This is a genomic window from Myxococcus sp. AB025B (genome assembly GCF_006518215.1).
GTDB classification, from domain to species: Bacteria; Myxococcota; Myxococcia; order Myxococcales; family Myxococcaceae; genus Myxococcus; species Myxococcus fulvus.
The window spans coordinates 1-12159 of the sequence record NZ_SRLW01000296.1; the positions used below are offsets into that span (position 1 = coordinate 1).

A 12159-nucleotide genomic window follows, 5' to 3' on the forward strand; every position below is an offset into this window, starting at 1 on the left:
CTCTTCCGCCGCCCAACCCCCCGACGACCCTCTGCCCTTCAACCGTGGGGATGCTTCTGCAAGCAGGTTGCCAGCGGCGTCCCCGCAAGGGTTTTCCCTCTGTGGGGCCCGGGGACATGGGCCTGGAGGGCGGGGTGGATGTCCTGTCTCCTGAAAAAATCCCTGTCCACCAGCCAACGTGGGAGGAAAAACGACGCGGCCGGCAGGAAGGCAGACAGGCCTGTAGCACCCACGAGCAGGCGAGGTGGCGTGGTGTGGGGCCAGCAGCTGTCAGGTGTCTGACATTGCGCCCGCGCGCGCCACGAACGCGCCACGAAGCGGCTGTGAAGGCTGCCGCACGGCGGGTGTGACATGGCGCTGGCCAAATCTTGACCAAGTTGAGTCAGCGCCTGTCTGGCCATTGAGGCACCTTGCGCCTCGTCGAAGCCCGGGCCTCCGGGTTCGACGGTCCTCTCCAGGCACGAGGTCTCACCGCTCCCGCGTCTTCGCGGGGAGAGGGCCGCGTCTTGCCGTCAATCCCCCGCGATACCTGAGGAGTCGTCCATGAACAGCATGAAGTGGGTGATGTCCGCCACGGTGGTGGCGATGTCGGTCGTCGGTTGCGGTGGTCAGTCGGTGGTGGGAGGGCAGCAGGCGGAGTCGAGCCGCGGGCAGGCGCTGGCGCAGGCCTTCTACGGCTCCGACACGCTGAAGGACACGTTCATCGCCGGGGCGCTGCAGGCGGGCTCCGGGCTGAGCGTGGAGGGCAAGGGCTCTGGCGTGGGCGAGGCGTGCATGCGCAACGGCGTGGGCTCCAGCGGCTTCTGCGGCGCGGGCCAGCAGATGCTGGCGCCCATGTCGCGTGACTTCGCCGCGCCGAAGACGGCGTCGGGGGCCACCTGTCTGGGGGGCGCCGCCGCGGACGCGAAGGGCTGCTGCCCCGGCGAGCGCAGCAACACCATCGCGCTGGACGCGGTGAACGCGTTCGTGAAGACGAGCACGTACACGGCGCTGGCGAGCAACGGCCTCACCACGCAGGAGCTGCGCCGCATCTTCTTCGCCACCGACAGCGCGAACGTGGCCATCCCCGGCGCGTGCCCCACGGACTGGAGCGCGTTCGGCCTGCCGTCGGCGCCCATCGTCAAGTACCGCCGCGACGACCTGTCCGGCACCACGGACACCTTCAAGTCGCTGCTCAAGGGCGGCGCGTTCTGCCCCGGCGTGACGGTCATCGTGGACGAGTCCGCCGCCAACCCCAGCCCCTGCACCGCGTCCGACAGCGCCACCGCCTGCATCGGCAGGCTGACGGAGGCCGGCGCCAACGCCATCGGCTACGCCGGCGACTCCGCGTCGCGTCCGGGCAACTCGAAGCTCAAGCTGAAGGCCGTCGCGCCCATCTCGCCCACGACGAGCGTCTACGTGGAGTCCAACGCCACCAACGTCCGCAAGCTGCTCCAGGCGGGCGCCACGGACATCTACCCGCTGTCGCGCCGGCTGTTCCTGAACGAGAACCGCAACGCGGCCCGCTCGTTCGACGAGGCCACGCTGCACGAGTGGATCTACGACACCAACTCCGAGGACTTCGAGGCCATCCTGACCGAGCAGGGCTTCATCGCCTGCAGTGATTTGGGCGCGCTCGACTGCGGCGGTGACAAGGGCCGCGGCCAGGGCCTGTGCAACTAGTCCTCGGCTGACCTCTTGGAGCGAGGGGGCGGGGGGGCTCCCTCGCTCCCCTTTTCTTTCAATGTCTTCCCGCAACCGAAGTCCTGCTCCCATGCGCTCGAACCTTCATGTCGTGCTTCGCTCGTCGCTGCTCCTCGTCTCCACCTCGCTCGTGGGCGCGCCCGCCCTGGCGTCCGACCTCCAGGCCGCGCCCTGGGTCTGCCGGGATTCGCGGGGCGCGGTGGGTGACGTCTCGGAGATTTCCCTGCCCGCGGGCTCGGGTCCCCTGAGCATCACCGTGGGCCCGGACCTGGCGCTCTGGTTCACCCAGGCGGGCTCCAACAAGGTGGGGCGCGCCACCCGGAGTGGGGTGCTCACCGAGTTCTCGCTCCCCACGTCGGGCGCGGGCGTGCAACAGATTGCCGCGGGCTTCGACGGGCACCTGTGGTTCACGGAGCTGGCCGCCAACCAGGTGGGCCGCATCTCCCGTGACGGGGTGGTGACGGAGTTCCCGTTGCCCAACCGCGGCTCGAGCCCCGCCGGCATCGCCGCCGGCCTGGATGGCAATGTCTGGTTCACCGAGGTGGTGGGCAACCGCATCGGCCGAATCACGCCCGAGGGCGTGGTGACGGAGTTCGCCCTGCCGACGGCGGGCGCCCAGCCCCGCGCCATCACCCAGGGCTTCGACGGCAACCTCTGGTTCGTGGAGCAGGCGGCCAACAAGATTGGCTCCATCTCCTTCGACGGCGTCATCCGGGAGTTCGAGCTGCCGGTGGCCCGGAGCGCGCCGTCCGCCATCGTCGCGGGCCTGGATGGCAATGTCTGGTTCACCGAGCAGGCCGGGGACCGCATCGGGCGAATCACGCCGGAGGGCGTGGTGACGGAGTTCGCCCTGCCCACGCCGGGGAGCCAGCCCAACGCCATCGCGCTGGGGCCGGATGGTCAGCTCTGGTTCACCCAGCTCGCCGGCAACCGCATCGGCCGCATCTCCTACGCGGGCACCATCACCGAGTATGCCCTTGCGTCGCCCAACAGCCGGCCCTCCGGCATCGTGCTCGCGCCGCCGGGTTCCTGGTGCCTGGATGCGCACCTGTGGTTCACCGAGCGCGGCACGCACAAGCTGGGACGGATTCGCGCCATCGCCGTGCCGTGACATGGCCGGGACCTGAGCGCCTTTCTTCGCATCCGGCCGTGACGTGTTCGTGAGACGTCGAAAGGCAGACGTCTTGTGTCGTGGTTGGGTGCGGGCGGGTCGTGTCTGGTTTTGTTGCAAGGACTTGGCATTGACTGCCGGTGCGCGCGGCTAGGGTGCGCCCCATCCTGGCAGGTCTCCTTCATCCAGCTGGACCCGGTGGGAGAGGCCTGGGGGTGGTCACGGTGCATCCGGAGGATGCGGGAGGGACATCATCATGGGGATGACACGGATTGGGCCGGGCCCAGGCCGCGCGCTGCTGTTGTGTCTGACGTTGATTTCAATCGCGCTGGCCTGTTCGCCCGGGTCGGAGCCCGTGAAGGAGGTGCCGGTCGAGGTGCCCGCCTACAAGCGGGCGTGTCTCCCCGCGCGCTCGGCGGAGCGGATTCCGCTGCGTCAGGCGGGCACCCGTCCCACGGTGACGGAGACCTTCGACCACCTGAAGACGCGGGTGGATGCGCAGTGCGCCTCCTGCCACGTGGCGCCCAACATCCAGGGTGGCTTCCAGTACACCTCCGATGTGGAGGGGTTGAAGCGGGACGGCGCGCGCATGGCCTTGAAGGCGGCCCAGGGCGAGATGCCGCCGCGCGCGACGCCCTCGCAGCTCAAGGAGGCGGTGGAGGTGTCCTGTGCGCTCCAGTCGTGGCTGGCGCAGGGCGCTCCGATGGGGGCGTTCCCCGTCAAGTGTGAGGCGGCGTCCGAGGGCGGCGTCACGGTGGCGCGCGAGGTGGGCGACGCGATGACGGACCTGGGCAACTGCGTGCCCTACGTCTCCCAGGAGTATCCGCTGGGCAGCGATGCTCCGAAGGACACCTTCTTCGCGGGGCTGACGAGGCTGCCGCGCCTGTTGTCGGAGACGGACACCGACATCATGACGTTCGACATGGCGAAGCTGGTGGAGCACGGCACCGTGGCCTTCGCGCCCACGTACCCGCTCTTCTCCGACAGCGCCAAGAAGCTGCGGCTGGTCCACGTCCCCGCGGGACAGTCCATCCGGTACGACGCGGAGACGAAGCGGTTCCACGTCCCGCCGAACACGCGCTTCTACAAGACGTTCTTCAAGGCGGTGTCGGACGGCGACGGGCACCGGCGCTATCGCAGAATCGAGACGCGGCTCATCGTGGTGCGCGAGCCGTGGGACCAGTCGCTCTTCGGCACCTACCTCTGGAACGAGGACGAGACGGTGGCGGAGCTGCATGACCTGCGCTACCGGGACAACGCGCCGTTCTCGGACCGGGTCCTCGTCTACAAGGCGTTCGAGATTGGCGGCGCCACGCGCAACTACGCCGTCCCCGGGGCGCACCGCTGCGTCCAATGTCACACGGGCGCGGAGGCCCGGAACTTCGTCCTCGGCTTCACGCCGCTCCAGCTCAACCGCCGTGCCTCGGGCGAGGCGGGCGTGGACGCGAAGACGTTGGTGGAAGAGGACGAGCTGAACCAGATGGACCGGCTGGTGCGCTACGGCGTCGTCACCGGCGTGCCCGCCTTCCGCGAGCTGGCGGCGCTGGAGGAGCACCTGCCCCGGCTGGAGCGCTTCGCGGAGGCCCGCGCACTGCCCGTGTCGGAGGAGGCCCGGAAGGCGGCGCTGGAGCTGCAGGGGTACTTCGTCGGCAACTGCGGCCAGTGTCACAGCCCCAACGGGTTCGGGGTGCGGAGCAACCCGGCCATCGCCTCGCTGGACTTCACGGCGGAGGGCATCCTGTTCGGCTGGAACCCGTGCGGCGTGAAGGAGAGCAACGGGCAGCGCGTATACGCGGACTGCGAGGTGCCCAACTTCCAGCAGGACCTGGTCCTCCGTACGCCGTCCAGCACGCTGTACCAGCGCGTGGCGCGGGACACGGACGCGCGCGTCATCCACATGCCCACCAACGTGCCGGGCAAGGACTGCCGCGCGTCGCTCCTGGTGGCGCGCTACCTGGCGACGCTCGAGTGGCCCGCGGAGAAGTCGTTGAGCCCGGAGGCGAAGCTGGAGGCGGTGCGGACTCGGCTGCGGCAGGCGGACACCGCGGTGGCGGGCTCGTGCTCGGACCCGGCGGACGTCACCTGGATTGCCGAGGACTTCACGGACAAGGTGCCGTACGAGCCGCGCGGACACGACTGGCGTCAGGCCATCGGCCACGGGCCGTTCGAGTTCCTCACGCGGTACGCGATTACCGAGCGCCACGAGCAGCTGGCGAAGAAGCGCTTCCCCACCAACTGGTGGCAGCCCAAGCGCGTCTGCTCGTTCCCCACGCGGAGCAGCCCTCCCGACGGGCATGACCCGTGGAACGACTCGCGCGACAAGTGGATGGTGAACGCGCTGGGCAACCCGCGCGCGCCCTGGGGTGAGCTGTACTACTCCACGCCGGGGGCCACCGCGTACCAGGGCATCTGCGCCAACTGTCACGGACGCGCGGGGGATGGACAGACGGGCGCGGCCAAGGTGCTGGTGGCGCTCAATGGAGGCCGCGTGGCCAACCTGGTCAGCGGCATGTTCGGCGCGACGGACGGGGTGTCGAACCTGGGGTTGTTCGACACCCTGAACCCCCATGGGGCGGCTCGCTACCTGGCGTACATGGCGTCGGGTGGGACGACGGTGCAGTTCACGCCGGAGTTCATGAGCGCGTGGATCAAATACGGCGAGGTGGACATCGATTTCTCGCCGCGCGCCTCGGACTGGAGCAAGTGGGGCGCGAACATGCTGGGTGCGGGGCGTGGGGCGTGTGACCTCATCCGCACGGGGAACTTCGGCACCGCGTCGGCGGAGCCTCCCAGTGGCAACCGCAACGCGGTGGGCGGCGTGCGCATGTGGGAGGAGGTCTGCACGCTCGACAATGTGCTGACGGACGCGGTGCGCGGCGGACAGGAGCCCGCGCTCACCGAGTGGCTGCAGCGCGCGCAGTTCAACGTGGGGGTGATGGCCTACTTCTACCTGCGTGACGAGCTGTCGCGTGGCGCGAGCGCCATCCATCCCCTGCGGACCGAGTGTGAGCGCGGAGTGACGCCGTGAGCGGCCCTGGCCGTGTGAGTCCTTTCTTCCGGAGTGACAACGTGACCCAGAGCAGACTCCTGCGTGTGTGGTTGTTGATGCTGGCGGGCCTGTTGTCGGTGGGGCCCATCGGGTGTGGAGATGATTCCGAGGACCCGAGGCCCGACTCGGGCGTGCCGGACTCGGGACGGGACTCCGGGCCCGGCCCTGTCGACAGTGGACCGGATGCGGGGGCACCGGATGCGGGGCCTGTCGTCCCGGACTCGGGGACACCGGATGCGGGCCCTGTCGTCCCGGACGCGGGGCCTCCGGATGCGGGGATGCCGGACGCGGGGCCGGACACGCGGCCTCGGGCGCGGGTGCGCTTCGTGAATGCCTTCCTGGGTTCGAAGGGCAATCCCACGGACGTGACGGACCAGCCCTGGGCGCCCTTCTCGGTGGACCTGCACGTGGGGGACTCGAAGCTGTTCACCTCGGTGGAGGCGGGGAGCGAGGCCGTGACCGCGTTCCAGGAGGTGATTCTCACGGGCGACACGCAGGAGGTGGTGTTCGTGGCGCGAGACGCGGAAGGGGGCGAGTCGGCTCCGGTGCTCGCGCAGGTGGGCTTCACGCTGGAGGCGGGGACGTGGGTGACGGTGGTGGGCGCGGGCTCGTTGCTCCAGGTGGGACAGGAGCGACCGGACCGTCCTCGCCTGGTGGTGTTGAGGGATGACGCGTTGGGGGGCGAGACGGAGCCGGACCAGGTGCGGGTGCGCTTCATGTCGGCGGACCGGGTCACCTCCGCGACGGCGACGCGTCGCCTGGCCGACGAGGCGGGCAATCCCTACGAGGGCAACACGGTCAATGCCTACTCGGTGGACGAGCACGAGGAGGGGGTGCGGGTTCCACGGGAGGACGCGAGGGTGAGCGTCACGGGGGCGAGCCCGGCCTTCACGCCCTCGCAGAGTGGATGGCTGTACTACAACCTGCCGCCGCGGACGCTCGAGGAGGGGCGGGCGTACTACGTCATCAACACCGGTGAGGACCGGCGCACGCTGCCGGATGATGGGGCCTCCGCGCTACTCATCATCACCGCGAAGCAGGACCAGGTCGTGCGGCTGCGGCGCGGGCCGCTCATCTACTTCTTCAACGGGCTGCTGCCCGCGACGCCCGGAGGCACGGCGTCCTCGCTCCAGGTCGTCTACCAGTCGCTCAACATCGCCACGGGCATCACCTACGGCACGTCGCCGAAGGTGGCGGACCTGCCCGTGTCGGAGACGGGCGTTCCCGTGCGCGTCACCGTCAATGGTCAGCCCGGGCAGGCGGTGCTCGAGTCCGCGAACAGCGGGCCGCTGGAGGCCGGTGGCCGCTACCTGGGCGTGCTGTGTGGACGACAGGGCGCCTCGCCGACGCTCACGGTGGTGAGGGAGCGGTTCGCGGCGGAGGTGCCTCCGTCGGCGTTCCTGCGCTTCATCCACTGTTCGGCCAGCGCGCCGACGCCGCTCGACTTCGGGGCCTATTCGATGTTGGAGGATGGCTTCAGTCGGGGGGACTTCTCGCCGCTCCTCACGGGGGCGTCGTTCCTGACGGCCACCGAGCCCGCGGCGGGTGTGGCCTTCTCTCCGCCCGTGTCCAACACGTCCCCGGCGTACACGTGGCTGGGCGTGCGGACGACGGGCGAGTCCTCGCTGCAGCGCTTCATCCGGGGCAGGGTGCTTGCCACGCCCTCCTTCCTCATCCTCATCGGTGAGTGGGAGAGCTCCCTCACGTACCGGACGCTCAACGTCCGGCAGAACAACTGGGGGGCCTCGGGCCCCAACGACGCCAGCTTCAGTCCGCTGCCGGCGCCGTGAGTCGGGCCTGACGATTCCGACGCCCACCCGGGCCCTTGCAACAGGGGCTCGAGGTGGGCGCGGTGTTTTCAGCGACCCGGGGTGTCAGACGTCGATGTAGCAGAGGCACATCCCATTGATACAGGCGCCATTCGCACCCGACAGGCTGCACTGGTATTGGCACTGGGACCTGCTGCAGATGGGCGGGATGGAGGGGCCCGCGGCCTCCGCCGCCAGCGGGAAGGCCCCCAGGGTGAAGCCTCCGCCCAGTCCCACCATCAACGCCGTGCTCATCATGATTCGATACATGTGTCCTCCCATGCGCGGAGGATTCCGCGCGGGAGGGCTACCCGGGCGACGCCGTGCTCATTTCCAGCCGGAGACCGTCGACCTGGAGTCGTTGCTTTTTCAGCCGCATTCCCTGGGCTCGGGAATGGTTGTCGTGAGATGGAAATATTGGCTCAGGCCTGGTGTCGCGCCACCGCACGGAAGAACTGGGTGAGCGAGTAGTCCAGCAGGGACTGACGGGACTGCATGTACCGACGGGCGCGGAGGAAGGGGAGCCAGACGCGCTTGCCGACTCGCACCTGGGATTCTTCCTGCTTCTGCCGTGGCAGCCACGTGCCGCCTAGCCGTCGCACCAGCACCGCCGCCAGATAGGCTCCGAGCGCGGGGGCCGTGTGCCCATCGATGAGCTGTCGCTCGTACCGCTCCGGGAAGCTCTCCCTCCAGAAGTAGAAGTCCAGGTCCGTCAGTGACTCCACCGTCTCCTCCGTGATGGAGGGCACCTTTGTGTGCAGGGCCGCCACGAGGCTTTCGGACAGCGCTCCGTAGGACGCGAGCAGGGGCTCCGGGCTCTCCACGTCGGGCGACAACGCAGTTGGCAGCCACTCCTCCGGCTCTGGTGGCTGGAAGGCGTTGAGCTCGGCGATCTTCGTCTGTCGCTCGCTGATGGCGAACTCGTCCAGCAGTCGCGAGAGCAGCGGTGCGAGGTCCGGGTGGAAGTGAGGCTCCACCGGAGCGAGCGCGGCGCTACGTGCCTTCAACGTTCTCAGCACCGTGTCGAAGTCGAGGTCCGGCCGCAGGTGGACATGCGCACGCGCTTGCGCCACGCGCGCCTCGTCGCTCGCGAAGTCGGCGGCAGTAGGCCGCAGCACCAGGAGGACGGAGCCGTTGGGCAGCTCCTCCACGAGGTGCGCGGGCGTCGAGAGCATCCGCTCACGACCCACGCTCTCCACGAGCTGGGGACCGAAGACGTTCAACCAGAACACGTCGTAGACCTTGTCGGCCCCGTGCTTCTCGTACGTTTCGTCATCGCGACCAAACCTGGGGAAGTCAGCCAACTGTCTGTCCGCGGCACTGTGCGCAACGGCATAGGGAGTCGAGTACGTCGAACTCCACCCGCGAACAGTCTCTACGAGCGCCTGACATCGGCCCTGGTCGCTGAAAAATGATACAGGCTGTACATCAAGCCAGATGTGAATCCCCGCGGGCTCGTGTGCGAGCCCCAGGTCGATCGTCAAAGAGACTGCCGGAGAGGTCGTGCGGTACAAACCCACTGTCGACCCATATTGATCTTGGCGCTCCTTCAGTGCGCTCACGACGGCATCGCGTGAATATTCATACTGTCGCTTGCCCTTGACGAGGTCGGGCATCCAATCGCCTGCGTGCGACTCAACCCCTTGAAGAAAGGGAGCCAATTCGCGTTCTAGCGCGCCACGGTGGCTGAATGACCCATCGAACGAGAACCTCAGCGTGTCTTCGACGTTCAGGTCTTCGAGGGTCAGCAGCTTCATTGAAACAAGACCTCCACTCCCTTGATGTAGGTTTTGACGTTCCGCACCGTACTTGCCAGCACGTCCGTATCGCTCGGCGCAAGCTTGCGTTCATAGACGAGGCGGACCCTCTCGACTTTGACCGGCATACCACGGCGCTGGAGTTCAGTCCGCCTTATGTCCACAGTCTCTCCGTAGTATTTCAAGGCGTCACCCGCATCCGCTCTCAGTTGTGCCGTCAGCTCACTCCTCTCCAGGCGATTGAGCTCCCGACTCTTGAAGCTGAAGGTCTCCACGCGGGGGGCTTGTCCCGGTGGAGGGCGCTCCTCGATGACGAGCGCGTCCGCGAATCGCAGGTCCGCCTTCACCACCCCCACGTGCGTCTCGATGCGGGGCTGCTCGAAGTCTCGGAGCCATCGCCGTTGTGTCCGCGGACGGGCCGCGTCTTCCATGAGAAGGGCGACCATCGTCCTTTCGAAGGCGAGGCCCCGGGCGTACCTGTCGCGCATCACCTGGTAGTCCGCCCACCCCAGCGGCCCCTTCGTCGCCTGCCGCTGCCCGATTTCCGCGGTGCGCCGCTCCAGGTACGCCAGATAGTCCGGCCAGAGGGCATGCACCTCGGCTCCAGGAGGCACGGCCTTCTGCAATGCCTCCCTGTGCTTCTCAAGGAGTCCCGCGTTCATGGGCAGCCGCGCGCCTCCAGCCTCGGCCTCCGCCTGCCGCAGCTTTGCTTCCGCCACCTCGACGGGGATGCCGGCTGCCTCGGGTGGGAGGGACGAGCTGCCACCACTTCGCTGCTCGACACGGCCCCGCGCCGCGCTGGCGCTCGCGGGCTCTCGATACCGCTCCGTCAACAGGGCCTGCGCCTTCGGCAGGCTGCCTCGGGCCTCATGCAAGGCGATGACGCCAGCCGGTCCTTCCACCGCGGCGAACCGGGCGACCTCTCGTTCGCCGCGTAAGAGGGCGAAGACTTCGCGGACCGCGCTGGGGCCGAATTGCTCCTCCAAGTCCTTCACGACGGTCCTCAGTGCTTCGGCGTCTGGCGCGGAGAGCCGCCGCGGGCCACTGCGTCCACCAGACGTGGAGTTCACCAGGGCTCGTGCGCCCTTGCTTCCGGCATACAGCGCCACCATCAGCGTGGCTGGCGCCAACTCGCGAGTGGCCCGCTCGTATTTGCCCTGTGCCAGCGAGCGCGCTCCGTGCCCCGTCCCGGCGACCAGATGGTAGAAACCCACGGGTACGCCGAAGGTCAGGTGGTCGAAGGCTCCCACCGAGACGCTTCCTGGCGCGTAGTGCCGCTCCGCCAGCACCTTCTGCACTTCGTCCAGGGCTGCTTGATAAGGCGGCGGGAGCTCGGCGCGTTTCGCCCAGAGGCTCTGTCCCCGAGCGCTATCGCTCGCCGGACTGCTGGAGAGCATGTCCCGGCCCGCTCGACCCAGTCCGCGCAGGACATCGCGTGCTTGCTCTTCCCGCTCGGGGAAGTCCTCCAGCGACAGGCCTCGCCGCTTCAGTTCCTCGCGGACGGTGGCCATGGCGCCCAGGGTCTCTTCCAATTGCTTGTCGCGGGCCAGCAGCCGCACCACCTCGCGCAGCTCGTCGTCGAAGGCCGCGTGGAGGACGAAGAGGGCCAGCACCTCGGCATACGGCACGCCGTACTTCTCCACGGACGTGACGAGGAAGGCCGCGCGCTTGCGGCCCAGGACCTCCGAGGCCCGTGCATCCATCGGACCCAAGGCGCCCAGACGGACCGCGTCCCAGTCCGTGAGCGATGCCACCAACGCGGCCATGTCGACCCCGCGCTGCATGGCCACGAACTCGCCGGGTGAGGCACACGCCAGGAAGGGCTCCAGCGCCTCACGACTCGACTCCACGTGAGGCCAGCCCGAGTGCATGGGGCGTCCCCCACACGTGAAGGCCTCAGTGCGCGCCACCGACTGCATGACTGGCGCACCTTCGCCTTCAGCCCCATCCGCCAGGGGCTCGCGTCGAAGGCCCAAGGGCACTGCCGCGCCTGCCGCCGAGGAAGCCGACACCCCTTCTGGAGATGACGCCTGGGCCACGCTCCACGTTGCATGGGTGGATGCGGCATGGGGACTGAAGTTCAGTACTTCTTGTGTCCCTGACTTCGCGGGCAACGAGGCGCAGCCCACGTTCAGCAACGCCACGGCCAGCACCAGGCCCACTCCGCCGCGCCGACGTCGCTCAGCGCGCATGGTCCACCCCCAGCCCCACGGCCGCGAAGGCACCCGGACGCAGCGACCCTTCCGCCGTCGGGAACAGCAACGTGCCGCCTTGTCCCACCGCGAAGAGGCGGCCACTCAAGAAGCGCCACCGAGCCTCGCCCGAGACGAGGTAACGCGCGGCTGGCTTACCCGCGCCGAGCGCCATCCCGCCCACCTCCACGGTGAGGCTCCGGTGGAAGGCCTGCACCTCCAGGCGTCCTTCCACATCCACCCGGCCCCACGAGAAGGCCTCCGCCCCCATCGTCAGGCGCAGGTGGCGTCGCGACAGTGTGCCCAGCCGCTCCGCATCCCCACTGAGAATCACCTCGCCATACGCGGACACTCCGTTCGGAAAGGACGCCTCCGCCAGCGGCAAGGCGGACGGGCCCGTCACCTGGAAGCGCGCCAGTTCGTGGTCCGGACCGAAGGCTCCCTGTCGGAAGCCCCCTCGCTGCACGCGTCCCTCCAGACGGGCCCGCAGGTCCACCGTCGCGGTCAGCGCATCCACGCCCAGTCCCGCCACCGCGCCCCACGCCCCGCCTTCTTCTGG

7 protein-coding genes and 1 pseudogene are annotated in these 12159 nt (G+C 68.7%); 4 read left to right on the forward strand and 4 right to left on the reverse strand.

What is annotated here, in order from left to right; genetic code table 11:
• Window positions 1-543: 543 nt before the first annotated feature.
• From FL311_RS34530 to FL311_RS34545, 4 genes are all read left to right on the forward strand, one after another.
• Window positions 544-1662 carry a substrate-binding domain-containing protein gene (locus FL311_RS34530; RefSeq protein WP_141331946.1) on the forward strand — a complete coding sequence of 373 codons (1119 nt, stop codon included), beginning with the start codon at window positions 544-546 and terminating at the stop codon, window positions 1660-1662.
• A gap of 91 nt (window positions 1663-1753) precedes the next feature.
• Complete coding sequence (locus FL311_RS34535) at window positions 1754-2794, forward strand: Virginiamycin B lyase (RefSeq protein ID WP_141331947.1); 1041 nt, start codon at window positions 1754-1756, stop codon at window positions 2792-2794.
• 256 nt (window positions 2795-3050) lie between these two features.
• A complete protein-coding gene (locus FL311_RS34540; protein ID WP_141331948.1) occupies window positions 3051-5822 on the forward strand; it encodes a hypothetical protein in 2772 nt (923 codons plus the stop codon).
• A 41-nt stretch (window positions 5823-5863) separates the two neighbouring features.
• Window positions 5864-7633 (forward strand): DUF4397 domain-containing protein, encoded by a 1770-nt coding sequence (locus tag FL311_RS34545; protein ID WP_141331949.1) that lies wholly within the window; start codon window positions 5864-5866, stop codon window positions 7631-7633.
• A gap of 84 nt (window positions 7634-7717) precedes the next feature.
• On the opposite strand, the gene FL311_RS34550 is transcribed toward FL311_RS34545, so the two are convergent.
• The 4 genes and pseudogenes from FL311_RS34550 to FL311_RS34565 form a co-directional block, all read right to left on the reverse strand.
• Window positions 7718-7921, reverse strand: coding sequence for a hypothetical protein (locus FL311_RS34550; RefSeq protein ID WP_141331950.1), 204 nt, complete (start codon window positions 7919-7921; stop codon window positions 7718-7720).
• A 152-nt stretch (window positions 7922-8073) separates the two neighbouring features.
• Entirely contained in the window at window positions 8074-9408 is a 1335-nt protein-coding gene (locus FL311_RS34555) for a hypothetical protein (RefSeq protein WP_141331951.1), read from the reverse strand.
• A complete protein-coding gene (locus tag FL311_RS34560) occupies window positions 9405-11600 on the reverse strand; it encodes a hypothetical protein (protein WP_141331952.1) in 2196 nt (731 codons plus the stop codon). The genes FL311_RS34555 and FL311_RS34560 overlap by 4 nt, the downstream gene beginning before the upstream one ends.
• A pseudogene (locus FL311_RS34565) lies at window positions 11590-12159 on the reverse strand (hypothetical protein); the annotation flags it as partial. The pseudogene FL311_RS34565 and the gene FL311_RS34560, both read right to left, overlap by 11 nt.